Source organism: Embleya sp. NPDC005971 (assembly GCF_040629175.1).
Classification (GTDB): domain Bacteria; phylum Actinomycetota; class Actinomycetes; order Streptomycetales; family Streptomycetaceae; genus Embleya.
Genome location: NZ_JBEXUX010000018.1, coordinates 91949 through 115524, shown reverse-complemented (window position 1 = coordinate 115524; position 23576 = coordinate 91949). Strand labels below are relative to the sequence as shown.

General features: G+C 71.3%; 21 protein-coding genes and 3 tRNA genes. 11 read left to right on the top strand and 13 right to left on the bottom strand.

Going from position 1 to position 23576, the window contains the following annotated elements:
- Nucleotide 1 precedes the first annotated feature (1 nt).
- Complete coding sequence (gene purM, locus ABZ374_RS18315) at nucleotides 2–1075, top strand: phosphoribosylformylglycinamidine cyclo-ligase (RefSeq protein WP_360312115.1); 1074 nt, start codon at nucleotides 2–4, stop codon at nucleotides 1073–1075.
- Between the two features lie 195 nt (nucleotides 1076–1270).
- Here purM and ABZ374_RS18310 read toward each other — a convergent pair whose 3' ends face one another.
- Entirely contained in the window at nucleotides 1271–1522 is a 252-nt protein-coding gene (locus ABZ374_RS18310) for a DUF3073 domain-containing protein (RefSeq protein ID WP_020555620.1), read from the bottom strand.
- Nucleotides 1523–1761: 239 nt separating this feature from the next.
- On the bottom strand, nucleotides 1762–2862 hold the full coding sequence (locus ABZ374_RS18305) for a Glu/Leu/Phe/Val dehydrogenase dimerization domain-containing protein (RefSeq protein WP_360312199.1): 1101 nt from the start codon (nucleotides 2860–2862) through the stop codon (nucleotides 1762–1764).
- Between the two features lie 147 nt (nucleotides 2863–3009).
- Between ABZ374_RS18305 and ABZ374_RS18300 the strand changes: the two genes are divergently transcribed.
- Nucleotides 3010–3891: a hypothetical protein gene (locus ABZ374_RS18300; protein ID WP_360312113.1), complete on the top strand. Its 882-nt coding sequence runs from the start codon at nucleotides 3010–3012 to the stop codon at nucleotides 3889–3891.
- Between the two features lie 534 nt (nucleotides 3892–4425).
- Nucleotides 4426–4632: a developmental transcriptional regulator BldC gene (gene bldC / locus ABZ374_RS18295; protein ID WP_020555617.1), complete on the top strand. Its 207-nt coding sequence runs from the start codon at nucleotides 4426–4428 to the stop codon at nucleotides 4630–4632.
- A 752-nt stretch (nucleotides 4633–5384) separates the two neighbouring features.
- Here bldC and ABZ374_RS18290 read toward each other — a convergent pair.
- From ABZ374_RS18290 to ABZ374_RS18265, 6 genes are all read right to left on the bottom strand, one after another.
- A complete protein-coding gene (locus ABZ374_RS18290) occupies nucleotides 5385–6596 on the bottom strand; it encodes a glutathionylspermidine synthase family protein (RefSeq protein WP_360312110.1) in 1212 nt (403 codons plus the stop codon).
- A 31-nt stretch (nucleotides 6597–6627) separates the two neighbouring features.
- Complete coding sequence (locus ABZ374_RS18285) at nucleotides 6628–6996, bottom strand: hypothetical protein (protein ID WP_360312108.1); 369 nt, start codon at nucleotides 6994–6996, stop codon at nucleotides 6628–6630.
- Nucleotides 6997–7343: 347 nt separating this feature from the next.
- Entirely contained in the window at nucleotides 7344–8072 is a 729-nt protein-coding gene (locus ABZ374_RS18280; protein WP_360312106.1) for a VIT family protein, read from the bottom strand.
- 161 nt (nucleotides 8073–8233) lie between these two features.
- Nucleotides 8234–8307: transfer RNA gene (locus tag ABZ374_RS18275), tRNA-Phe, on the bottom strand.
- Between the two features lie 46 nt (nucleotides 8308–8353).
- A tRNA-Asp gene (locus tag ABZ374_RS18270) sits at nucleotides 8354–8428 on the bottom strand.
- A gap of 90 nt (nucleotides 8429–8518) precedes the next feature.
- Nucleotides 8519–8591: transfer RNA gene (locus tag ABZ374_RS18265), tRNA-Glu, on the bottom strand.
- Nucleotides 8592–8740: 149 nt separating this feature from the next.
- Between ABZ374_RS18265 and ABZ374_RS18260 the strand changes: the two genes are divergently transcribed.
- Nucleotides 8741–9100 carry a metallopeptidase family protein gene (locus tag ABZ374_RS18260; protein ID WP_360312104.1) on the top strand — a complete coding sequence of 120 codons (360 nt, stop codon included), beginning with the start codon at nucleotides 8741–8743 and terminating at the stop codon, nucleotides 9098–9100.
- Between the two features lie 4 nt (nucleotides 9101–9104).
- On the opposite strand, the gene crcB is transcribed toward ABZ374_RS18260, so the two are convergent.
- Entirely contained in the window at nucleotides 9105–9455 is a 351-nt protein-coding gene (gene crcB, locus ABZ374_RS18255) for a fluoride efflux transporter CrcB (protein ID WP_360312102.1), read from the bottom strand.
- Nucleotides 9452–9835, bottom strand: a complete 384-nt coding sequence (locus ABZ374_RS18250) for a CrcB family protein (RefSeq protein WP_360312100.1) — start codon at nucleotides 9833–9835, stop codon at nucleotides 9452–9454. Before ABZ374_RS18250 ends, crcB begins: the two co-directional genes overlap by 4 nt.
- 135 nt (nucleotides 9836–9970) lie before the next feature.
- Here ABZ374_RS18250 and ABZ374_RS18245 point away from each other — a divergent pair, with 135 nt between their 5' ends.
- The 3 genes from ABZ374_RS18245 to ABZ374_RS18235 all read left to right on the top strand — a co-directional run bounded on the left by ABZ374_RS18245 (nucleotide 9971) and on the right by ABZ374_RS18235 (nucleotide 14630).
- Entirely contained in the window at nucleotides 9971–11449 is a 1479-nt protein-coding gene (locus tag ABZ374_RS18245) for a hypothetical protein (RefSeq protein ID WP_360312098.1), read from the top strand.
- A 208-nt stretch (nucleotides 11450–11657) separates the two neighbouring features.
- Nucleotides 11658–13982, top strand: coding sequence for a DEAD/DEAH box helicase (locus ABZ374_RS18240; RefSeq protein WP_360312096.1), 2325 nt, complete (start codon nucleotides 11658–11660; stop codon nucleotides 13980–13982).
- Between the two features lie 99 nt (nucleotides 13983–14081).
- Complete coding sequence (locus tag ABZ374_RS18235) at nucleotides 14082–14630, top strand: helix-turn-helix domain-containing protein (protein WP_360312094.1); 549 nt, start codon at nucleotides 14082–14084, stop codon at nucleotides 14628–14630.
- A gap of 26 nt (nucleotides 14631–14656) precedes the next feature.
- On the opposite strand, the gene ABZ374_RS18230 is transcribed toward ABZ374_RS18235, so the two are convergent.
- Nucleotides 14657–15883 carry a DUF2786 domain-containing protein gene (locus ABZ374_RS18230; protein ID WP_360312092.1) on the bottom strand — a complete coding sequence of 409 codons (1227 nt, stop codon included), beginning with the start codon at nucleotides 15881–15883 and terminating at the stop codon, nucleotides 14657–14659.
- Between the two features lie 65 nt (nucleotides 15884–15948).
- Nucleotides 15949–16761, bottom strand: coding sequence for a helix-turn-helix domain-containing protein (locus ABZ374_RS18225; protein ID WP_360312090.1), 813 nt, complete (start codon nucleotides 16759–16761; stop codon nucleotides 15949–15951).
- Between the two features lie 115 nt (nucleotides 16762–16876).
- Between ABZ374_RS18225 and ABZ374_RS18220 the strand changes: the two genes are divergently transcribed.
- Both ABZ374_RS18220 and ABZ374_RS18215 read left to right on the top strand, forming a co-directional pair.
- The gene (locus ABZ374_RS18220) at nucleotides 16877–17455 is read left to right on the top strand and encodes a TIGR03086 family metal-binding protein (RefSeq protein ID WP_360312088.1); all 579 of its coding nucleotides are present in this window, start codon (nucleotides 16877–16879) and stop codon (nucleotides 17453–17455) included.
- A gap of 72 nt (nucleotides 17456–17527) precedes the next feature.
- Nucleotides 17528–18313 carry a hypothetical protein gene (locus ABZ374_RS18215; RefSeq protein WP_360312086.1) on the top strand — a complete coding sequence of 262 codons (786 nt, stop codon included), beginning with the start codon at nucleotides 17528–17530 and terminating at the stop codon, nucleotides 18311–18313.
- A 60-nt stretch (nucleotides 18314–18373) separates the two neighbouring features.
- Here ABZ374_RS18215 and ABZ374_RS18210 read toward each other — a convergent pair whose 3' ends face one another.
- Complete coding sequence (locus ABZ374_RS18210) at nucleotides 18374–21136, bottom strand: AAA family ATPase (protein WP_360312084.1); 2763 nt, start codon at nucleotides 21134–21136, stop codon at nucleotides 18374–18376.
- Between the two features lie 263 nt (nucleotides 21137–21399).
- Between ABZ374_RS18210 and ABZ374_RS18205 the strand changes: the two genes are divergently transcribed.
- Both ABZ374_RS18205 and ABZ374_RS18200 read left to right on the top strand, forming a co-directional pair.
- Nucleotides 21400–21777, top strand: a complete 378-nt coding sequence (locus tag ABZ374_RS18205; protein WP_360312082.1) for a nuclear transport factor 2 family protein — start codon at nucleotides 21400–21402, stop codon at nucleotides 21775–21777.
- 169 nt (nucleotides 21778–21946) lie between these two features.
- Nucleotides 21947–23476 carry an MFS transporter gene (locus tag ABZ374_RS18200; protein WP_360312080.1) on the top strand — a complete coding sequence of 510 codons (1530 nt, stop codon included), beginning with the start codon at nucleotides 21947–21949 and terminating at the stop codon, nucleotides 23474–23476.
- The last annotated feature ends 100 nt before the right edge of the window (nucleotides 23477–23576 follow it).

Below are 23576 nucleotides of genomic sequence, written 5' to 3'. Positions count from 1 at the left end.
CGTGAGCGACCAGTCCACCTCCACCCCCCACACCGCGACCTACGCCGCGGCCGGCGTCGACATCGAGGCCGGTGACCGCGCCGTGCACCTGATGAAGCAATGGGTCGGCCAGGCCACCCGGCCCGAGGTCGTCGGCGGCCTGGGCGGCTTCGCGGGCCTGTTCGACATGTCCGCGTTCAAGCGGTACGAGCGCCCCCTGCTGGCCACCGCGACCGACGGGGTGGGCACCAAGGTCGCCATCGCGCAGGCGATGGACAAGCACGACACGATCGGCCACGACCTGGTCGGCATGGTCGTCGACGACCTGGTCGTGTGCGGTGCCGAGCCGCTGTTCATGACCGACTACATCGCCACCGGCAAGGTCTTTCCCGAGCGCGTCGCGGCGATCGTCAAGGGCATCGCCGAGGGCTGCGTGCTGGCCGGCTGCGCGCTGATCGGCGGCGAGACGGCCGAGCACCCCGGCCTGCTCGACCCGAACGAGTACGACGTGGCGGGCGCCGGCACCGGGGTCGTGGAGGCCGACGGGCTGCTCGGCGCGGAGCGGGTGCGCGAGGGCGACGTGGTGATCGCGATGGCCGCCTCCGGCCTGCACTCGAACGGCTACTCGCTGACCCGGCACGTGTTCTTCACGCTCGCCGGCTGGAGCCTGGACCGGGACGTCCCGGAGCTGGGCCGCACGCTCGGCGAGGAACTGCTCGAACCGACCCGGATCTACTCGCTGGACTGCCTCGACCTGGCCCGGCGCACCGACGTGCACGCCTACTCGCACGTCACCGGCGGCGGCCTGGAGGCCAACCTCGCGCGGGTGCTCCCGGCCCACCTGGACGCCCGCCTGGACCGCTCGACCTGGACGCCCGCCCCGATCTTCGGCCTGGTCGGCGCGCTCGGCGACGTGGCCCGCGCCGAGTTGGAGAAGACGCTGAACATGGGCGTGGGCATGGTCGCGGTGGTCGCCGCGGACGCGGCCGACGCGGCCCTCGCGGTGCTCGCCGAGCGCGGGGTGCCGGCCTGGATCCTCGGCGACATCGTCACCGGCTCCGGCCGGGCCGTACTGACCGGCGATCACCGGGCATGACGAAAGCACCCGCGGCGGTGGCCGTCGTCCCGGATCGGGACGGCGGTGCCACTGCGGGCGCGTTCGCGAACACGCCAAACGGCCCGGGGTCGAGTAGTCCTGCTACTCGGTCCCGGACCGGGCGGTGTCACCGTGCACGGGCGCCCCGGCTGAAGAGGGCGTTACGTCCCGTGCCCGACGACGAAGATCGCGGGGTCAACGATGGCGCGATCGGCCGTCGTCTTCCTCGTCTTCGTCATCGTTGTAACGAGCCGAGTACCCCGCGTAGGGGTCGTCGAACTCGTCTTCACTCGTGTCGTCGTCAACCTCAGGCTTGCCGATCGGCAAGTCGGTTGGCGACGACGCGCCCAGCTCTTCAGCCAGACGGCTCAGATCCGTACCGCCGCTGTTGTACTTCAGCTGGCGGGCGACCTTTGTCTGCTTGGCCTTGGCCCGGCCGCGCCCCATGGCTCGACCCCCTCAACGACGGGGCTCACGGCCCCGGGTCTTGACACGCGTTCATAGTCAGGGACGGTTCGATGGCACTTGAGAACCGGCCCGTAGGGGATTAACGGTACCTGCTTCCGCTGCCGGACGGTACGTCGCATGGGTGACAGCGGGGCTCGGACCCCGACCGGGCTGTACCGTTCCGGCTGGTCAGGGGCCTGGTCTGGGGTCCTTTGCCGAGTCTGACGATACCGTGTCGGTCAGCTTTGGAGGTAGATGTCACGCAGGCGGCCCACATCCGCCATGCGTCGCTCGGCCAATCGGTCCGCCGCGAGGGCCGGTGGCACCCCCTCCTCGTCGGCCAGGGCGAAGATCTTCGCGGTCGTCGCGCGGATGCCCGTGGCCTTGCGCTTGGCCCGCTCGAAGTCGAATCCGTGCCGCTCGTCGGCGACCTGGATCACCCCGCCGGAGTTCACCAGGTAGTCCGGCGCGTAGAGCACGCCGCGCTCCGCGAGCGCCTTCTCGATGCCGGGATGGGCGAGCTGGTTGTTGGCCGCGCCGCACACCACCGAGGCGGTGAGCACCGGGACCGTGTCGTCGTTGAGCGCACCACCGAGCGCGCACGGTGCGTACACGTCCAGGTCCGAGAGTCGGATCAGGGTGTCCGTGTCGGCCGCGAAGTCCACCTCCGGGTGTTGGTGGCGTACGTGCGCCACCGCACGCTCGTCCACGTCGGTGATCACCACCGAGGCGCCGTCCGCGACCAGGTGTCCCACCAGGTGCCGGCCGACCTTGCCGACGCCCGCAACGCCCACCCGCCGCCCGCGCAGCGTGGGGGTGCCCCACCGGTGCTCGGCGGAGGCCAGCATGCCCTGGAAGACCCCGTAGGCGGTCAGCACGGACGAGTCGCCGGCACCGCCGTTCTCCGGGGAGCGGCCGGTGACGTAGGCGCACTCCTTGGCGACCACGTCCATGTCGTCGACGTAGGTGCCCACGTCGCAGGCGGTGATGTAGCGACCGCCCAGCGACTGCACGAACCGCCCGTAGGCGCGCAGCAGCACCTCGGTCTTGTCCCGGGTCGGGTCGCCGATGATCACCGCCTTGCCGCCGCCGTGGTCGAGGCCGGCGAGGGCGTTCTTGTAGGCCATGCCGCGGGAGAGGTTGAGGACGTCCGCGACGGCCTCCTCCTCGGTCTCGTAGGGGTGGAACCTGGTGCCGCCGAGGGCGGGTCCCAGGACACTGGAGTAGATCGCGATGATCGCGCGCAGTCCGCTTGCGCGGTCCTGGCAGAAGACGACCTGTTCGTGGCCGGTCGACCTGCCGAACACCAGGCCCGACGTCGTGCCGTCCGAGCCATCCATCCTGTCGGTCACTGTGGTGACTCCATGGGATCGTGGTGAGCTTTCCGCCGCGCGGGTGCGCGCGGCGATTCAAGCCTAGAACCCGTCCGGATCACCGGGTTGGACCTTCTTCACCTCGGGGCCCATCCGACGTGCCAAGATGCGTTCGTGCGGACTTCGGTGGTTGCCCCCTACGCGGCGTACCTGCGGGTGTACGAGCCGCTTGCCGCGTTTCCCGAGCCGGAACGCGGGCGGTGGGCGGCCTACGCCGCCACACGGCCGGCAGGCCCCTCCGCGTCGCCCGAGGCGTCCTCGCCCGCCGGGCTGACCGCGCAGGAGCACCGGAGCGGCCTGGAGAACCTCCTGGCCACCCCTCCGGTGATCGCGCCGCCGCACGAGAGCGAGGACGCCTACGTACACGTCCTGGACGGCGTCACGGTGATCTGCCCGCGGCAGACCCGGCTGCGCTGCTGGACCGCGCTGGCCGAACTGCGTCGGGAGTATCCGGCGACGGTGCTGGACGTGTTCTGGCCGCGAATGGTGCTCGACCAGGCGCACGTGGAGCACGAGCGGTGGAAGTCCGCGCACCCCGACGTGCATCCGCACATCCACAGCAGCACGTGGCACGTGCCGGTGCGCTGGTTCGTGTTGTTCGCGCCCGACGAGCGGGTGCTGGTGCCCGCGGCCGGGAACGCCTCGGCGGGGCCCGGCGAGCTCTACTACCGCACGCCGATGGTGCAGGCCCGGCGTCGGGTCGCCAGGGCGCTCAAGGTGCTCCGCGAGACGGTCGAGGACGGGGCGCTGATCACCGGCCTGGAGAGCGTGGGCCGCTGGCTGGAGGAGTTCCATCCACGCGCGCTGGTCGAGTTGGACTACGGCGGTCTGGTGCGACTGCTCGGATCGGGTGATCCGGCGGCCGAGAACTCGGTCGCGGACGTCGCCGAGGGCATCGCCGCGCTGGGTTCCGGTGACGGAGCGCGAGCATCGGCGGCCTACCGAAGGATTACGGAGCGTTGGCAATCGGTACGTGCCCTGGAGCACGCGAGCTGAGTAAGCGTCCGCATTTCATGAAGTTTCGGCGTGACCGTCGTCACTCTTTCGTGTTCAGTCGCCCTGCGATCTGAAAGCCTCTCAACCTGCTGGTTCGAGTTGTGGGACTCCCAGCCCTCCAGGTTGTTGGAGATCGACTCACAACAAGGTGCATACGCCAGCGAATGGTTCGTATATGATGAAAAGGACAAACCAGATGTAGTCGGTCTGGCCGGGTCGGGTCATCGGGGATACTTCGTTGCTGGTGGGACGGGGTGGACACGAGGGGTCGATCGTGCCCGAGTGACTCATCGTCACGGTCGGGTGACTGTCCGCTATGCCTGGTCCTTCGGGATCGCGTGGCTTGAACCCTGGGATGCCAATTCCGGCGGTTTGACCAACCGGGTGCGGCGGATGGTGTACTTGTACTGTGAAGGACAAGCCGTTCGTCCTATAACCGACTTGGCCCTCATGAACTATTTAGGACATCGTGGGTCAAGGTGCAGAATTTGAAGAAAGAACCGTGTTGGTTCGGTTCTCCCGAGGAGGCCGCTCATGACCGCTCGTACGCCTGATGCCGAGCCGCTGCTGACACCGGCCGAGGTTGCCAGCATGTTCCGCGTCGACCCCAAGACGGTGACGCGCTGGGCCAAGGCCGGCAAGCTCACGTCGATCCGCACGCTCGGCGGACACCGTCGCTACCGCGAGGTGGAGGTCCGCGCCCTGCTCGCGGGCATTCCGCAGCAGCGCAGCGAAGCCTGAGGGCTGCGTCGAAAGCTTTTCCCCTGAGTGCTGCACCGGATCCCGCCGGGTCCGGTGCAGCACTCTTTTGTGTGCCCGGAGGGTGTCGATCCGCGGGCCGCTCGGCCCGGCGTCGCGTCGGTGTCGCGCTGCGGTCGGCCCGGGGTTCGGGCGGCGCTTTCGGCGGCGGTGGGGCGGCGTGCGACGCGGTGGGCCGGGGGTGCCGATGGGGCCCGATCGGCCGCTTTCGCGGCGGATCCATGACGGCGTCCAGTAAAATATCACATAGAATGCACAGTCGATTTCCGGCCGCCGACGAAAACCTTCTCCGGTCAAAACAGTGACCTTGGTCACACTGGTGTTCGCGGCCCGTCCGCGTGATCGCTCGCGGCAGTGGTTCGGACCTTTCCCCGGTCCGGCCGATCCGTGAGGTCGCCGGCGGCCGGCGGGCGCCCAGGGGAGGACCCCGATCGATTCCCGGGTACCGAGGGCATCGCAGGGCCCGTGTGGGGCCGTCGGGGCCGCTGTCGGGCCAGAGTCGGCCAAGGGGTGTCGACGCGGTGGGCTCGGCGGGTCGGGGGCCGACCCGGTCCGCGTCGAGCGGGCGCGGCGGTCGGGCATCGGGGTGGATTCGACGGGCCCGGCCCGAAATCGCCGATCGAACACGCTGAGTGATGATCGGACGATTCGCGGCGCGATTTCGATCTCGCCGATTCGCCGGCGTTCGTCACTGTGTGCAAGCACGGTGACCGTGCGCGCGGTGCCGTGCCCGGTCAGTCCTCGTCGAGCCAGGCGAGCCGGGTGTCCTCGTCCGGGGCCGGGCCGTCGATCAGGTGCGGCAGGAAGCGGGCGTACCCGTCGGTGACCGGGCCGCTGGACTCGCGGATGCCGACGCCCGCGGACTTCCCGTCCACCACCCACGCGCCGAGTACGGGCTTGTTGCCGTCGAAGTCGGGGAGCGGCACGTACTCCTGGAAGCACCAGCCCTCGTCGCCGTACGCCTCGGCGGGCTGGATGTGCTCGCCGGCGGGCGTGACGATGCGGATCGCGTCGCCCTCGCGCCCGTGCAGCGGCTTGGCCACATACGACTCCATGCCGCGCGGCGAGTCCAGGAAGGCGGGCAGCAGGTTCGGGTGGCCGGGATACAGCTCCCACAGCACCGCGAGCAGCGCCTTGTTGGACAGGATCGCCTTCCAGGCCGGTTCGACGAACAGGCACGAGCGGGGATGGCTCATCAGGTGCTTCCCGAACGGCTCGGCGAGCATGTCCTCCCACGGGTAGAGCATGAACATCGTGTCGATGCCCCGCTCTTCCAGGTCGACGAAGCGCAGCCGCTCGCTGTCCCAGCCGATCTCGGCGACCTCCAGGCCGATGGTGGTCAGGCCGGCCTCGGTCGCGGTGTCGCGGAGGTAGGCGGTGTGCAGCCACTCCTCCTCGTCCTCGGTGCCCTCCACGTGCGCGAAGTGCATGGTCTCCGAGCGCAGATAGGGCTTGATCCGGCGCCAGGTGCGGACCAGCCGCTCGTGCAGGCTGTTCCACTGGTCGCGCTCCGGGAAGCAGTCGCGCAACCAGTACCACTGGACCAGGGATGCCTCGATCAGCGCGGTGGGGGTGTCCGCGTTGTATTCGAGCAGCTTGGCCGCGCGGCCGTCGCCGCCCCAGGCGAGGTCGAACCGCCCGTAGACGCTCGGGTGTTCCTCCTCGAGCGTGATCCGCAGATAACCGCGGGCCTCGTCGGGCAGGCCGAACGCGGTCAGGTCGCCGCGCTCGATCACGTGCCGGGCGGCGGCGAGCGACATCTCGTGCAGTTCCTCGGTGACGTCCTCGAGCCGGTCCACCTCGTCGAGGGTCAGCTCGTAGTACGCCTCTTCGTGCCAGTACGGCACCTCGGTGCCGTCGTCCTCTTCCCAGGTCGCATAGAGCAGCCCCTGCGACTCGACGAGCGGTTTCCAGCCCGGTCGAGGCGTGCTGGGTATACGGCGCATGGCTCAAGCCCTCCCCGGATGTGACACCGCGTCAGCTTGAACTCTTCGACGGGCACGAGCCGAAGCCGCCGCGTTCCACTTTGCCCTTGCGCGGGCGATCGAAGGATCCCTGCCCGGCGAGGAGAGTCGTACCCCTGGCCGGGGTGAGGGTCTGTCCGCACGAATGCGGGACGTAGTACCAGGACAGGGTCGGGTCGGTGCGGCCCAGGCAGCGGAAGTCGTCGACGCGCACGTTGTGCGTGCGATCCGCGCAGACCTCGGCGTAACCGCTGCGGGCCGAGTTCTTGCCGCCGCCGCTCCCGCACGCGGTGAGCGCGCCGGCGAGGGTCAGGGTCAGGGTCGCCGCGACCGCGGTCGACTTCATGCCGCCCTTGCGCTGCGGGCGCGAACCCGACGACACGAGCCTGACGATACGAGTGGGGCCGGCCACGAGTCCTCCGTCCGGGGGATGTCGACGACGGTCCGATGCGAACCGACTCCGAGGACGGTATCGAGACCTGCGGGCCCGCGGTGGCCCGGTGAGTGGGAAAACACGGAACTCGCGACGAGGCCGGGTCGATTTGTTCGACGGTGGCGGGGATGCCCGATCCCGGTCGCCCGGCCGGGGCCGACCCGGCCATCACCGTGGCGCGGGAGGGCGGTGCTCCACGTGCGGGCGTGAATACGCGGCGTTACCACTGGAAGGAAAGCGCGTGATCACATTGATTCGCGATGAATCGGGCGACCTGTTCCGGGCGCCGCCGCGGCTCAGACCCCGCTCGCGTCGAGCAGGCTGCCCACTCCGTAGGTGACCGCCATCGCCAGGGCCCCGCCCGCGGTGGTGCGCACGATCGCGCGGGCCGGCGGCGCACCACCCAATCGGGCCCCGCTCCAGCCGCACAACACCAGGGCGACCAGCACGGCGGCGACCGTGATCGGGAGCCGGGTCGAGGCGGCCGGCAACACCATCGCGAGCAGCGGCAACAACGCGCCGACGGTGAAGGCCAGGAAGCTGGCGCCGGCCGCGTGCCACGGGTTGGTCAGTTCGTTCGGGTCGATCTTGAGCTCGACCCGGGCGTGTGCGGCGAGCGCGTCGTGGGCGGTGAGTTGCTCCGCCACCTCGCGGGCGACCGGCCCGGTGATCCCCTGCTTCTCCAACAGACCGGTCAACTCGTCGAGTTCGGCCTCCGGTTCGTCGGTCAACTCGCGCCGCTCCTGGATCAGCGCGGCCTTCTCCGCGTCGCGCTGGGTGCTTACCGAGACGTACTCGCCCGCGGCCATCGACAACGATCCGGCGAGCAGCCCGGCCAGCCCGGCGGTGAGCAACTGGGCGCGCTCGTCGGTGGCTCCGGCGACACCGACCACGAGACCCGCGGTGGAGACGATGCCGTCGTTGGCGCCCAGCACGGCCGCCCGGAGCCAGTTCAGCCGGGTCCCCATCGCCTCGTCGTGCGGGGGATGGGTGGGCATCCGGTCGGGGGTGTCCGCGGCGCTCATGACCGAAGTATCACGACGAAGTCCGGTTCGGGCGGCGCGGACACGAGCGCGGGCCCGAGCCGAACCCGACCGGGTGAGTCGCTGCACCGCGTCGCCGGCCCGACCACGCAAGAACGCCCCGGACGATGAATCGTCTGGGGCGTCGGGTTATCCGGCTGCGGTGGCCAGGGGCGGGGTCGAACCGCCGACCTTCCGATTTTCAGTCGGACGCTCGTACCAACTGAGCTACCTGGCCTCGATGGATCAGGGCGCCTTTCGGCGCCCCGATCTTTACCATCTTGCGGTCCTGACGGGATTTGAACCCGCGGCCTTCACCTTGACAGGGTGACGAGCACTCCAAACTGCTCCACAGGACCTCTACCCGCGTTTCCTTGGGCTTCCTTCGTGTTGAACCCTACCGTACTGGCTGTCCGGCTTGTTGCGGCCCCCGGAGGGGGTTTGTTGCGTGCCCCCAACGGGATTCGAACCCGTGCTACCGCCTTGAAAGGGCGACGTCCTAGGCCACTAGACGATGGGGGCTTGTTGGCCGTGTCCGGCGTCTTGTTGCCGTCGGGGACGTCCCGAACTATACGGGGTTTCCGGCGGCGCTTGCAAAGCGGATAACCGGGGGCCGTCACGGGCCTGCGGCAGACCCCGCGAACCGGGGTGCGAAGCCGCAGAATGGGTGGGTGTTGGAGATGTCGCGCGAAGAGTTCGAGGAACTGGTGGCCGAGGCCCTGGACCGGATCCCGCCCGAGCTGACCGGGATCATGAACAACGTGGCGATCTTCGTCGAGGACGAACCCGCCCCCGACGGCGAACACGGGACCAACCTGCTCGGCCTGTACGAAGGCATCCCGCTCACCGAACGCGGGGACTGGTATGCGGGCGTCCTGCCGGACCGGATCACCATCTACCGCAACCCCATCCTGCGGATCTGCGAGACGTACGAACACGTCGTCGAGGAGGTCGAGGTGACCGTCGTGCACGAGGTGGCGCATCACTTCGGGATCGGGGACGAGTGGTTGCACGAGCACGGGTACGGCTGATCGGTCAGTGGGCCGCGGCGTATCCGAGCGCGGCCGCGGCCAGGCCCAGGACGGCGCTGAGCAGGACGTAGGCGACGGCGACGGGGCGGCGGTCGTGGATGTACATCTCCACGGTCGCGTAGCCGAAGGTGCTGAAGGTGGTCAGGGCGCCGCAGAAGCCGGTGCCGATCAGCGCGGCGATTCGCTCGTCGGGGGCCAGGCCGGTGAGCACGCCCAGGATCAGCGAACCGGCCACGTTGACGGTGAGCACACCCCAGGGGAAGGCCGATTCGATCCGCGCGGACACGTGCAGGTCGGTCAGGTAGCGCAGCGGGGCGCCGATCAGCGCGCCCAGGATCACCATCAGCGGGATCATCCGGCGGCTCCGCGCGGCCGGTGGGCCAGGACCAGGCCGAGCCGCACGGCCGCCAGTCCCAGGGCGACGCTGCCCACGACGTAGAGGCAGGCCGAGGCCCACGCGTGGCCGGCCGCCAGGGTGCGGGTCTCGACGGCGAACGTGGAGAACGTGGTGAAGCCGCCGAGCACGCCGGTGCCCAGGAAGGGGCGGGTCAGCACGCCGGGCAGGGGCAGGCCCATCAGGATCCCCATCAGCAGACAACCCGTGACGTTGGTGAGCAGGGTCGCCCACGGGAAGGCCGTGCCGCTGTGCGGGAGCGCCTCCGCGAGCCCCCAGCGGCCCAGTGCTCCGATGGCGCCGCCGATCGAGACGGCGGTGAGTACTCCGGTCTGTGACACCCGAACACGCTAGTGCCGGGGTCGGGTTCGAAAATCGCGCGCGCTCCCGTCGCGCCTTCACGCGCCGCGGCCGAACGGGTGACGTGCGGAGGTGCGAAATTGGAGCCGGTGTTCGCCCGTGCCCATGCTGAGGCGGTGACCACGCAGGGGGACATCGGGCCGATGCCGGACTTCGCCGACGACGAGCCCGAGTTTCCCGGGACCGGATCGACCACCCGGGTGGGCGAACTCGCGTCGGCCGAGTCGGCCGTGCCGCGTGCTCGCAGCGGGTGGCGGTGTTCGCCGGCACCGCAGGCGTACGAACCGGTTCCCGGTCAGGCGTGGGGGGATCCGCCGGCGCGGACCCGGGAGACCGATCGGGCGTCGGCGCCGCCGGACGGTCCCGGCGGCGAGTCGGATCGGTTCGCCGAGCCCGACACAGTCGCCGAGTCCGACCTGTTCGCCGAACTCGACGTGTTCGCCGAGTCCGCCGAGCGGCACGGGCAAGTCGTCGGGTCGCCGGCCGAGTTCACGCCGTTCCGGGCGACCGGCAACCTCGCGCCGGAGCTTGCCGAGGTGTCCTGCGGCGCGCCGGTCTCGATGCTCACCCGGTGGTTCGGCGAACCGGCCGGCACCGGGCCCGCGCCCGCGGTGGAGCACGGATCCCCGCTGCCGGATCGACGGGCGACCAGGCGGCGCAAGTCCGCGCATCGGGCCCATCGGGCCCATCGGGTTGTCGAGACGGTCCGCACCGAGGTTGTCGAGGGCGGCGCCGCGGAACGGCGATCGGCAAGCCTCGGCGGCGAGTTCGCGATCGTCTTCGTGGTGATCGCGCTCGTGGCGGCGGGGTTGCTCTGCCACTTCGGCTGGGCCCGTGCCTCGGCTCGGGCGAACTACCTCGGCTTCGACGAGAGCGTGCTGGACACGTCGCCGGCGGAGTATGTGGCGGCCGGCCTGCGTGCGCTGTACCGGCCGCTGCTGGTGCTCGTCGCCGGGCTGCTCGCGGTCCGGGCGGTGCACTCTCGGCTGCCGGCGTGGCTGCGCCGGCACCGCCGGATCGGCGCGTGGTGCGCGTGGTCGCTGCGTTGTGCGTGGTTCGTGCTGCCGGGCGCGATCTGGAGCGCGGTGTACCGGTGGCCTGCCCGGGGCGCCCAGTGGTGGCCGCTGCTGTTGCCGTGCGCGCTCGCGGCGGGGCTGTTGCTCAGTGCCTACGGAGTGTTGCTCTCGCGTCGGATCGGGTCGCGTCGGCGCGGTTCGGCGAGCGGTTCGCGGCCGTGGTCGCCGTCGGTGTTGCTGACCGGCGCGGCCGTGGTGCTGTGTCTGTTCTGGGCGTCGGGGGCGTACGCGAAGGTGTCCGGGCGGGACGCGGGCAAGGCCGTCGCGCGGCAACTGCCCGGGCGGACCGGTGTCGTTCTGTACTCGGTGCAGGATCTGCGGATGCGCTCGGGGGACGGGATCGCGGTCGAGGAAGAAATCGGGGCCTCCTACCGTTACCGGTACACCGGACTGCGCCTGTTGCGGCATGCCCCGGGGAGGCTGTTCCTGCTCCCCGAGCACTGGTCGTGGCAGCGTCCGAGGCTGCTCGTCGTACACGAGGACGCACGCCTGAGGGTGGAGTACGAACGCACCCGATAGGCGTAAACGAGTAGTGATCGGGTACGCTGGTGAATCGCTTTGCCCATATCCAGGCGCCGCCATGAGTCGCGGCGCCTCGTAGGCTCGTTCTGGTGCTCCGCAGAAGTGTCGCTTTCTCGTGCGACCACATTTCGGCTGCGGACCTTCGAGACGGGCCGCATCCGGAAGGTTTTGCATGCCCCCCTATGCCAATGACACTGCTACGCCCATGCCCGGTACCGAAGGTGCCGAGGTGCAGGAGGGTGTGGCGGGTGCGCAGGCAGCCGAGGTGACCGAGGTCGCCGCGGAGATTACCGAGATCGCTCCCGAGGTCGTCGAGAACGACGACACCAATGACGGCGACACCGAGCTCGCGGCGCAGGACGAGGCCGCGGCGGACGCCGATGTGGACACCGACACCGACTCCGACACGGATGTCGACGCGAGTGTCGAGGACGACGCAGCCGACGAGGCCGGGCTCGACGAGGCGGACGACGCCTCGGACGAGGTCGAGGCCGAATCCGCTCCCGAACCGACCGGCCCCAGCTTCGCCGAGTTCGGTCTGCACAAGGACGTCGTGGACGCGCTCGCGCGCCGCGGCGTGACCCACCCGTTCCCGATCCAGGCGGCGACGCTGCCGGACGCGATGGCCGGCAAGGACATCCTGGGCCGCGGTCGTACCGGTTCCGGCAAGACGCTGGGCTTCGGGCTGCCGATGTTGACCCGGCTGTCGGGTCGCAAGGCGCGCGCCCGTCGTCCGCTCGCGCTGATCCTCACGCCGACGCGTGAACTCGCGATGCAGGTGCACGACGCGCTGGAGCCCTACGGTCGCATTCTCGACCTGCGGATGAAGACCGTCACCGGCGGCATGTCGATGCCGAAGCAGATCTTCGCGCTGGAGCGCGGCGTGGAGATCCTGGTCGCCACCCCCGGTCGGCTCCAGGACCTGGTGGACCGCGGTTCGGCCGTGCTGGACAACGTCGAGATCACCATCCTCGACGAGGCCGACCAGATGGCGGACATGGGCTTCCTGCCCGAGGTCACCGCGCTGCTCGACCTGATCCCGGCCGGCGGTCAGCGGATGTTGTTCTCCGCGACGCTGGACAAGGGTGTGGACGCGATCGTCCGCAAGTACCTGGACAACCCGGTCACCCACTCGGTGGACCCGCACGCGTCGTCGGTCACGACCATGTCGCACCACGTGCTGGTCGTGCAGCCCAAGGACAAGACGTACGTCACGGCGGCCATCGCGGCCCGTCGCGGGCGCACGATGATCTTCGTGCGGACCAAGTTCGGCGCCGACCGCGTCGCGCAGCAACTGCGTGAGGCCGGTGTCCGCGCCGAGGCGCTGCACGGCGGGATGACCCAGGGCGCGCGTACCCGCACCCTGGCCGAGTACAAGGAGGGCCGCACGCCGGTCCTGGTCGCCACCGACGTCGCCGCCCGCGGCATCCACGTCGACGGCATCGACCTGGTCCTGCACGTGGACCCGGCGGCGGACTCGAAGGACTACCTGCACCGCGCGGGTCGTACCGCGCGGGCCGGCGAGGCCGGTGCGGTGGTCACCCTCGCGCTGCCGCACCAGCGCCGCACGGTGGACCGCCTGATGGAGGACGCCGGCGTCGAGCCGACCCGCCTTCGGGTGCAGGGCTCCAACGACCCGGAGATGCGCAAGCTGACCGGCGCGCGCACGCTGTCCGAGGTCAAGGCGCAGTCCGTGGCGGACGCCGCGGTCGAGGCCGAGGCCGAGGCCGAGCGGCTCGCCGGTCGGATCATCGAGCTCAAGGCCGAGGCGGCCGAACTGCGCCGCAAGGCGGCCGAGTTGGCCGAGGCGGCGAAGAACGGCGACGTGCCGGTGCGGACCGAGCGCTACGAGCGTTCGGACCGCGGCGACCGCGGCGGCGACCGTCGTGAGGGCGGCTACCGGGGCGACCGGGACCGCGGCAGCGACCGTCCGCCGTACGGCGGCGACCGCGGCGGCGACCGTCGTGGTGGTGCGCCGCGTGGCGACCGTCCGTCCTACGGCGACCGGGACCGGGCGCCGCGTTCGGGCGACCGTCCGTCCTACGGCGGCGGCGACCGTCGTGAGGGCGGCTACCGCGGCGACCGTCCTTCGGGCGACCGCGGCCCGCGTGCCGAGCGTCCCGCGTACAACGACCGTCCGGCGTACAACAGCGGCGACCGCGCTCCGCGCACGGGTGACCGGCCGGCCTATGGCGATCGGGCGCCGCGCACCGGCGACCGTCCCGCGTACGGGGACCGGGCGCCGCGTTCGGGCGACCGTCCGTCCTACGGCGGCGGCGACCGTCGTGAGGGTGGCTACCGCGGCGACCGTCCGTCGTACGGGGACCGCGCGCCGCGTACCGGCGACCGTCCCGGCTACGGCAGCGACCGCGCTCCGCGTGGTGACCGTCCGACGTACAACAACGACCGTCCGTCCTACGGCGACCGCGACCGTTCGCACGACCGCGCCCCGCGTCGGGAGGGTCACTACGACCGTCCGGCCGGTGGCCCGGCGGGCGACCGCAAGCCGCGGTGGAAGCGCGACGCGTAAGCGTCGGGTGACCGGGCTATAACTGACGTGTAGTCAAAAACATTGGGCGGGGCGGGATCGATCGCGTATCGATCCCGCCCCGCTCAGTAATGTGGCGACATGAAGCGGACCTCGTTCGGAACCTGGCCGTGTTCCATCGCGCGTGTCCTCGAGTTGTTCGGCGACGGCTGGACGCCGCTCGTGCTGCGGGAGGCGTCCTACGGCGTCCGGCGGTTCGAGGACCTTCAGGAGAACCTGGGCATCGGTCGCAACGTGCTGGCGCAGCGCCTGAATCGGCTGGTCGAGGAGGGCCTGCTCGATCGGGTCCCGTACGAGGAGCGGCGCCCCCGGCACGAGTACGTGCTGACCGCGAAGGGCCGCGACTTCTTTCCGGTGCTCGTCGCGATCGGGCAGTGGGGGGACACCTGGCTCGCGGACGAGACCGGACCGCCGGTGGTCTACCGGCACGGCGGGTCCGAGGGGCACGAGGCGGAACCGGCCGTGGTCTGTTCGGTGTGCGGCGATCCGCTTCACCTGGAGGACGTCGAGCCGTTGGCGGGACCGGGTATGACGCCGCGTCAGGCGCATCGGGCGGTTGCCGAGGGGCGCTGTGGATCGCGTGCCCCGGCGGTGCCGGCGCAGCGTGGGAACTGGTTGCCGCGGATCTGAGGCCCTTGCGGGAGGGGATGCGCGGCCTACGGGCGGGCCGGCTCGCCGCGGTTCAGCTTGTCCCGCAGGCCCAGTTCGGCCCGGTCGGCGGCGGCCTGGCCGTGTCGCCAACCGTCCGCGTCCCGGCCGCGCAGGCGGTGGGTGGTCTTGGTCGGGAACATCCGCTCGGTGGTCTCGCGAACGGCGACGTCGCGTGCGGCCAGGACCGGCAGCAGGCGGTTCTCGGCGGCCTCGTTCGCGCTCGCCTCGGCTTCCTCCCTGGCGGCGGTGAGCCGCTCGCGGATCCGGTCGGCGTAGGCGATCAGGAACGACTGGCGGAAGGTCTTGGTCCGGCGCGAGCGGCCGGACTCGTGGTAGCGCGAGCCGGCCCGGTTCATCGCGGCGGTGGCCTGCACCAGCAGCGAGGTGTAGAGCAACTCGACCGCGTCCAGCTCGGAGTCGAAGCCGACCACGGTGGAAAAGCCCAGTTCGCTCGACCAGATCGCCTGGCAGCCGTTGGCGTCGGCGACCGCGTCCAACAGCAGTGCCTTCGCGCCCTCGTACGGGTTGTCCACGCCGATTCGGCAGGCGGCGGGCGCGTGTCGCGAGCCCTCCTGCGCGCCCAGCAGCGCCTCGTCGATCCGGTGCCGGGTCATCAGCTCCTGCGCCTTGGCGGTGAACGCCTCGGCCTCCTCCGGGAACTCGCTCGACTCGGCCTTGGCGAGCAGGGCACGCACCCGGCCGAGTTGGCGGGGTTCGCCGGTCGCGGGTCGGCTGTGGACCGGCTCCTGGAAGGAGGCGGCGGTGAGCGGCTCGATCGAGGGCAGCCGGGCGATCGAGCGGAGCAGTTCGAGCACGCGCGCGGCGGTGCCGAAGCGGTCCAGGTTGTCCCGGGCGCCCAGCTCGGTCAGGTAGGCGTCGTCCGAACTCCACCACGGGGTGCTCGCGTCCAGGTCGCGCAGTTGCGCGGTCCACCGGCGGCCGGTGCCCGGGTGGCTGCGGGCCTGTGCGGCGACCAGGTCGGCGGCGATCGGGGCGTGCCGTTCGCCCAGCTCGCGGGTGACCGCGCGGACCACGTCGGCGGGTTGCCAGCCGCGCCGCCAGCAGCCGTCCGCAGTGCGCTCGTACAGCGCGAGCACCGCACGCGAGATCTGCGGCCAGTCGCGGGCGGAGGCCGCGAGCAGGGACGCGCCGAGGTCGATCGTGTCCTCCAGGGCGTCGTCGGACGCGCTCAGGACGGCATGGAATTGGGTTTCGACGAGCGTGGTGGGCACCCGTCAAGGATTGCATTTTCGGCGCGCGGACGATTCGGGCCTGCGCGGGGTGGGATGGCGAGCGCTCAGATCCTGGCGTAGCGGCCCGGTGCGGTGCCCACCGCGGCGGTGAAATCGCGGGTCAGGTGGGCCTGGTCGGCGTAGCCCAGGTCGGCGGCCAGCGCCGCCCAGTCGATGCCGGCGCCGTGCTCGGCCCGCTCGGCGACCTCCTGGAGGCGGGCCCGGCGAAGCACCCACTTGGGGCCGACGCCCACGTATTCGGCGAACAACCGCTGGAGTCGGCGGACCGGGACGCCGACCTCGTCGGCCAGGTCGTCGACGCGGAACAGGTTCGGGTTCGTGGTGATGCGCTCGACGATCGTGGCGACCTCGGCGATCGTCGGGTCGACGTCGGTCGGGCCGGCGGCGGGTGCGGACAGCAGGCCGCGCAGCCAGGACTCCACGATGGTGACCCGATCGCACTCCTCGACGGTGCCGAGCACCCGGTCGCACACGGCCGACACGTCCGGGCCGAACAGGTCGGCCGCGGGCGGCACCCGATCGGTCAGCTCGGCTACCGGACCGGTCAGGAACGGCCGGAAGCCGCCCGCGCGGAACCGGACCCCGAACACGTGGCCCGCGCCGCTCAGCTCGCGCTCGAACACGTGCCGCACCACGCCGTAGACCGCCGGGCGCGGGTGTTCGAAGACCACGTGCACGTTGGGGTGGGAGAGCACCTTCTGCCGGTGGGGCGCCCGCTCGCGCAGGTCCCAGCGCACGATCCAGTGGTATTCGACGAAGGGCGCCAGGTCGGCGGCCGGCTCGTACAGGCTCAGGTCCCAGGCGCCGGGTGCGACGCCCGCGCGCAACACTCCGCGAGGGCGGTAGGGAAGCCTCATCCCGCCACGGTAGGGGGTGGGTGTGACAGGGGCCCGGTGTGGCCGCGGGGCGGCGGGCGGGGGGTGTCGCGTTTGTTCAAGACCGGCTTCCGGGGGGCGGCATAGCGTGCGGTCCATGAACATTCACCACCTTTTCGTCGAAGCCTCCGCCGAAGCCGATCGGCTGGCCCACGGCGTCGCTCCCGAGCGCATCGCCGGGCCGACGCCGTGCCCCGAATTCGACACCCGGGCGCTGCTCAACCACTGGATCGTCTACACCTCGCACGGCATGGAGCACCGGGCCCTGCGGACGACGCTGCCCGAGGAGACGACCGCGCGCGACTTCGTCGCCGAGCCGGACTGGGCCGACGCGTACGGCGCACAACTGCGCCGCGCGGTGGCGGCGTGGGCGGAGCCGGCCGTGTGGGAGGGCGAGATCGACTTCGGGGGCGGCCAGACGATGCCCGCGACGGAGATCGCCGCGATGTTGCTCCTGGAGCTGGTGCTGCACGGGTGGGACGTGGCGCGGGCGACCGGGCAGGACTACCGGGCGTCGGCGGAGCTGGGCGAGGCGGTCGAGGGCATCGTGGCGAGGTACGCGGAGATGTACCGCGAGTACGCCGGCTTCGCCGTGCCGGTGGTCGTGCCCGAGGACGCGAGCGCGTTCGAGCGGGCGCTCGGCGCGTCCGGCCGGGACGCGCTCTGGAAGCCCTGAACCGGATCGGGCGCCCCATGGCGTGTCTTCGACACGATCTAGGGTGGCGGCCGAGCCCATTCGGAGGTAGGCGTGACGGCGTTGGCGACACTCGGCGGTTTCGGTTGTACGGTCCGGTACAGCCCGGGCGCGCGGGAGCGGGCCGTGGTCGTCGCGGAGCGGGTGGATCGTGCCGCCGGCTGGCTGACCGAACGGCTGGGCTTCGCGCCGCGCATCCGGTTGTCCGTGGCGGATGCCGCGGACTGGGAGGCGGTGGCGACGGTGCCGCTGTACGGCACGCCGCAGGGCGCGGAGGACCACCTGCGGGTGGCCGCCGACGACGGTTGGTTCGGCGCCGAGCTGTTCGCGGCGATCCGGCCGCACCTGGGGGCGGGCAGTATCGCGGCGCTGCGCGCCGAGTACGGGGAACCGCCGGCGCTGCGCCCGTACTTCGACCTGGTGGCCGTGCACGAACTCACCCATCTCTTCCAGGACCAGGTCTGGCCCGCCTACCCGGGCATGTGGATCGCCGAGCTGCACGCGAATCTCGCGATGGTCGGCTACGCGCACGAGGTGGAGCCGGAACTGTTGCCCGCCCTGCGGGCCTTCACCGCGACCGTGGACGAGTTGCCGGTCGAGGTCACGCCGATTCGCGAACTCGTGGACATGGAGCGCTCGTTCGAGCGGGGCGCGATCAACTTCGGGTGGTATCACTTCTCCCTGACCCGGGTCGCGGAACGGTTGTGGGCGGCGGCCGGCGCGGAGGGGCTGCGTGCGTTGTACGAGCACATCCGCGCCGGTGGCAACGCCGAGCATCCGGTGCTGCGCGGGGTTGCGGCGGAGTGGAATCGGCCTGCGCGGATCGGGGCCGGGGGCTGATCGCCGCGGTTTGCGGGGGTGGCGATCGGTGGTCCGGGCCGGTGGGTCGGGGGCCTCGGGTCAGCCGCTGAGTGCGGCCAGTTCGGGGATCGTGCTCAGTTCGGTGCGCGAGACGATGCCGAGTTTGGGATACGCCTTGTAGAGGTGATGACCGACGGTGCGCGGGCTGAGGAAGAGTTGGGCCGCGATGTCCCGGTTGGACAACCCCTGCGCGGCGAGCCGGGTGATCTGCAACTCCTGCGGGGTGAGCAGTGCGAGCACACCGGCGGGCCGTGCGCCCCGGGGGGTCGCGCTGCCGCCGATCGCGCCCAGTTCGGTGCGTGCCCGATCCGCCCAGGACCGGGCGTCGAGGCGTTCGAACTCCTCCAGTGCGGTACGCAGCCGGTCGCGCGCGTCGGTCTTGCGGCGCATTCGACGCAGCCACTCGCCGTACAGCAGCCCGGTCCGGGCCCGCTCCAGCGGTCGGCGCTCGCTCTCGTGTCGGGCCAGCGCGGCCGCCCACGACTCCTCGGCCGTCTCGTCGCTCGCCAACAGCGCGTGGCAGCGCAACACCAGTGCGTCGGCCCAGCGTTGGTCGGCGCGACCGGCCCACTGCTCGAAGCGGGCCAACGGCTCGCGGGCCCGCTCGGGGGCGCCGGACCGCACGGCCGCCTCGACCAGGTCGGGAATCGATCGGGTCGCGCTGATGTGATGCCGCAGCGGTTCCCGGGCGAGCCGCTCCAGCCGGTTCAGCGCCGACTCGGGGCGGCCCAGGCCCAGATCCAGCAACCCCAGCGCCCATGCGGACCACGGCGCGCCCGCCGGCATCGCGCTGCCCACGCCGCCGGCCAGGGCCGCGTCGGCGTGCCGGTGGGCGGCCTCCGCGTTGCCCGAGATGCCCGCCAGGTAGGCCAGCACGCTCTCGAACTGGCTGATCCACTGCTGTTGTCCGCTGTCCTGCGCGATCCGCAGGCCCTCGGACGCGGTGGCCAGCGCGTCGGTGTGTCGGCTCTCGAAGATCTCGGCCTCGGCCACGAAGAACAGGATGGTGGGCAACCGGCCGATGCCGCCGCGCAGTCGGCTCTCCCGGGCGAACAGCGAGGCGATGTGGTGCGCGTCCGCGTCCTGACCCAGGGCCAGGCCGACACCGCAGGCGAGCAGTAGGTCGCGTTGCTCTTCGGTGTCGGTGCGCGGGGCGACCCGGATCAGGTCGCCCAGGCTCGGGCGTTCGGTGTGCAACGGATCGGTGTCCGGGCACGGGCCGTCCTGCTTCGGGGGGAAGGCGGCGATCATGAATTCGACCACCGGGGTCACCGAGGCCGTCGGGGGCAGCTCCAGGGCAGCCAACTCCAGGAGAGTGGCGCCGAGTTCGGTTTCGCCCAGGTACCACGCGGTGTGGATGGACTGAAGCAGCAGGCGCGCCGCGCGCTCGGGTCGACTCCCGGCGGTGAGCGCGGCGCCCTGAAGCAACAGCTCGTGTGCGTTGGTGAACGCGCCCTGCCAGAAGTCGGACAGCGCGCGCACGTGCAGCAGCCGCGCCCGGATCGCGTCGTCGGTCGCGGCCGACCCGGCGCGTTCGGCGAACGCGCGGGCCTGGTCCAACTCGCCCGCCTCGGAGGCGGCTTCGGCGGCGAGTACCAGGCGGCGGGTGCGCGCCGGCACGTCCTCGCTCAGCCGCGCGGCCTTCTCGTAGGCCAGCGCGGCGGCGAGGTGGCCGCTGCGCTCGCGGGCCCGTTCGCCGGTGCGCTCCAGGGCGCTCGCGGCCGGCTCGTCGACGCCGGTCGCGGCGGCGGCCAGGTGCCAGGCGCGGCGATCCGCGTGGTCGGGCGCGTCGAACGCGTCGGCCAGTGCGCGGTGTGCGGTCAGCCGGCGGTCGATCGGCGCGCGCTGCTGGACCGCGGCCCGGATCAGCGGGTGCCGAAAGCGCAGCCGGTCGTCGTCGACGACGATCAGCGACGCCTCCTCCGCGGCGGCCAGTTCGGGGGGTCCCGCGCCGAATCCGGCACCGGCTCGGAGCAGGATGCCCAGGTCGCCGGAGTCGTCGATCGCGGCCAGCAGCAACAACATCCCGGTCCCCTCGTCGAGCCGGGTGACCCGGCCGTGGAAGGCGATCCGAAGTCGGCTGGTGAGTGGCAGGGCGCCCGGGCGCAGGGTGTCGCCGGCCCGTTCGCCGGTCAGCGAGACCGGCAGTTCGATCAGCGCGAGCGGGTTGCCCCGGGACTCGGCGAGTACGCGGGAGCGGGTGGTCGCGGAGATGTCCCGGGCGTGCTCGTCCAGGAGCGCGCCCGCGTGCTCGGGCTCCAGCGCGGCCAAGGCCAGTTCGGGCAGGCCCTGGACCGGGAAGGCGTGTGCGTCCTCGCGGGCGGCGAAGATCAGCGCGATGCCCTCGGCGTACAGCCGACGGGCGGCGAACACGAGGGCGTCACGGGAGGCCCGGTCCAGCCACTGCGCGTCGTCCACGACGCACAGGAGCGGGTCGTCGCCGGCGTACTCGGACAACAACGACAACACCGCCAGGCCGACGAACATCGGCTCGGAACGCTCGCCCGCGGCGAGGCCGAAGGCGGCCGCCAGGGCCTGTCGTTGCGGGTCGGGCAGCCGGTCCAGGTGGTCCAGGGCCGGGCGGAGCAGCAGGCTCAGCCCGGCGTAGGGGAGTTCCGCCTCGTACTCGACCCCGGTGCCCCGGATCGTGCGCAGGCTCGTGTCGGCGAGCACGTGATCCAGGAGCGCGGTCTTGCCGATGCCGGGTTCGCCGCGCACGACGAGCACGCCGCTGCGGCCTTCCCGGGCGTCGGCGAGCAGGCGCTCGATGGTCCGCAGCTCGGAATCTCGTCCGTACAACATGCCTTGGCGTCCCCCGTGTCCTTCGAGCTTTCGTGCCGATCTCGGTGCCTTGGTCGCGGTGCCGATACCGACTTCTTCGGTGCTCGGGTGCGATGTCGGTACCGGCTTCGATATCGACCCCGATACCGACCCCCGTACTGATCCCTCCTGCGCCAAAGTACCTATGCGGGACTGATTCCGGTCGGTACGCGGCTCCGTAGGTTCATGGCAACGGAGCTCGCCGGAACGGCCGGGAGCCCGGAGGAAGCACAAGGACGGTCGCCATGACCACGAACATCGACTTCACCGCCCTGGCCGAGCGCTACATCGCCACCTGGAACGAGGCGGACCCGGCCGCCCGCCGCAAGCTGGTCGAGGAGGTCTACACCGAGGACGCCCGCTACGTCGATCCGCTGGTGGTGGCCGAGGGCCACGACGCGATCGACGCCACGCTCGGCGCGGTGCAGGGGCAGTTCGGGGGCCTGGTGTTCACGCTCGGCGGTGCGGTGGACGGTCACCACGACCTGGCCCGTTTCACGTGGAACCTCGGCCCGGCGGGTGCGGAGGCCGTGGTGGTCGGGTTCGACGTGATCCAGGTCGCCGCGGACGGCCGGATCGCCCTGGTGAGCGGCTTCCTGGACAAGGTCCCGGCCGGTCTGTGATCCGCTGAGGTCCCCGCTGGACGGATCCGGGGCCGGGGCACGGTAGCGCCCGGCCCCCCGGTGTCCTCGCGGTGACGCGTTTCGCGTCCTCCTCGCATATTCCGCGCGAATTCCGCGCTTTCCTCTCGCGCTGCTCGGCGCCTTCGCCCGGAACGGAAAGGAATCACCCATGTCCGCCACCACGACGGCCACGGCTTCCGCAGCACCGGCATCGACGCCCCGGCAGTCGTGGGGTGCGCTGCTGGTCCTGCTCACCGGAATCTTCATCACCACGCTGGACTTCTTCATCGTCAACGTCGCGATCCCGGCCACCCAGGCGGATCTGCACGCGACGCCGGCCGCGACCCAATGGGTGGTCGCGGGCTTCGGCCTCGCGGTCGCCGCCGGGCTGATCACGGCCGGTCGGCTCGGTGACATCTACGGCAGACGCCGGATGTTCGCGATCGGCCTGGGCTTGTTCACCGCCGCCTCGGCGGCCTGTGGGTTGGCCGGGAACGCGGAGATGCTGATCGCCGCCCGGGTGCTCCAGGGTGCGGCGGCGGCGCTGTTGATGCCGCAGGTGCTCGGGATCATCAACGTGCTGTACGTCGGCGAGCAGCGGATCAAGGCGTTCACCGCGTACGGGCTCGCGATGGGCTTCGCGGGAGTGTTCGGTCAGCTCATCGGCGGTGCGCTGATCCAGGTCGACCTGTTCGGACTCGGCTGGCGCAGCATCTACTGGATCAACGTCCCGGTGGGCCTGATCGCGCTGGCCCTGACCCCGAGGTTGGTGCCGGAACGCCGGGGCGTGGGCGGTACCCGGCTCGACCCGGTCGGCACCGCGTTGATCACGCTCGGCCTGGTCGCCGTGGTGTTGCCGCTGGTCCAGGGCCGCGAGCAGGGCTGGCCGCTGTGGACGTGGCTGTCCCTGGGCATCGCTCCGCTGCTGCTCGGCGCGTTCACGCTGTACCAGCGCGGGCTGGCCGACGGCGGCGGCGCGCCGCTGGTGGACCCGGTGCTCTTCCGCGAGCGGCCGTTCTCGGTCGGCATCACGATGGCGCTGGTGTACGGCCTGGTGAATGCGGCCTTCTTCCTGATCCTGGCGCTCTATCTCCAGCTCGGACACGGGATGTCGGCGCTCGACTCGGGGCTGCTGTTCATCGCGCTGGGGGTCGGCTACTTCCTGTCCTCGGCGATCTCGGGCCGCGTCGCGGAGAAGCTGGGTCGACAGGTGCTGACGGTGGGCGCGCTCGTCCAGGGCCTGGGGCACGTGGTACTGGTGGAGACGCTGTCCGGGACCCACGCGACGTTGGCGCTGATTCCGGGGCTCGCGTTGACCGGGTTCGGGATGGGCCTGGTGATGGGGCCGATGGCGGCGACGGTACTGGCCGGGATCAAGGCCGGGCACGCCGGTGCGGCGGCGGGCCTGCTCTCCACGGCTCAGCAGGTGGGCGGCGCGCTCGGGGTGGCCCTGGTGGGCATCGTCTTCTACGACACGCTGGGTGACGCGCCGACGACGGACACTTTCGGGGATGCGTTCGTGAATGGTCTGTGGTTGCTGACGGTCTTCTGCGTGGCGGTGGCGGCGCTGGTGCAGATGTTGCCGGGGCGGCGGCGGGGGGACGGGGCGGAGGTCGTGGGGGACCCGGGGGCCTTGGCGGCCTCGGAGGAGTCGGAGGAGTCGGATGGCTCGGCGGTGAAGGTGGACGTTCCGGTGTGAGTCGGAGCAGCACGAGCGTGTGTGTGGCGATGGGCCCCGGCCGGGTGGTCGGGGCCCATTTGTTGGTGTTGCGCCGTGGGTGGGAGGGTTGATCGGGGCC

Coding starts and splice junctions, on each gene's coding strand:
- ABZ374_RS18280 (WP_360312106.1), bottom strand. CDS start 8,072: ATGAGCGCCGCGGACACCCCCGACCGGATGCCCACCCATCCCCCGCAC.
- ABZ374_RS18235 (WP_360312094.1), top strand. CDS start 14,082: ATGAAGCGGACCTCGTTCGGAACCTGGCCGTGTTCCATCGCGCGTGTC.
- ABZ374_RS18200 (WP_360312080.1), top strand. CDS start 21,947: ATGTCCGCCACCACGACGGCCACGGCTTCCGCAGCACCGGCATCGACG.
- ABZ374_RS18210 (WP_360312084.1), bottom strand. CDS start 21,136: ATGTTGTACGGACGAGATTCCGAGCTGCGGACCATCGAGCGCCTGCTC.
- ABZ374_RS18220 (WP_360312088.1), top strand. CDS start 16,877: ATGAACATTCACCACCTTTTCGTCGAAGCCTCCGCCGAAGCCGATCGG.
- ABZ374_RS18205 (WP_360312082.1), top strand. CDS start 21,400: ATGACCACGAACATCGACTTCACCGCCCTGGCCGAGCGCTACATCGCC.
- crcB (WP_360312102.1), bottom strand. CDS start 9,455: ATGATCCCGCTGATGGTGATCCTGGGCGCGCTGATCGGCGCCCCGCTG.
- bldC (WP_020555617.1), top strand. CDS start 4,426: ATGACCGCTCGTACGCCTGATGCCGAGCCGCTGCTGACACCGGCCGAG.
- ABZ374_RS18240 (WP_360312096.1), top strand. CDS start 11,658: ATGCCCGGTACCGAAGGTGCCGAGGTGCAGGAGGGTGTGGCGGGTGCG.
- ABZ374_RS18290 (WP_360312110.1), bottom strand. CDS start 6,596: ATGCGCCGTATACCCAGCACGCCTCGACCGGGCTGGAAACCGCTCGTC.
- ABZ374_RS18225 (WP_360312090.1), bottom strand. CDS start 16,761: ATGAGGCTTCCCTACCGCCCTCGCGGAGTGTTGCGCGCGGGCGTCGCA.
- ABZ374_RS18305 (WP_360312199.1), bottom strand. CDS start 2,862: ATGGATGGCTCGGACGGCACGACGTCGGGCCTGGTGTTCGGCAGGTCG.
- ABZ374_RS18310 (WP_020555620.1), bottom strand. CDS start 1,522: ATGGGGCGCGGCCGGGCCAAGGCCAAGCAGACAAAGGTCGCCCGCCAG.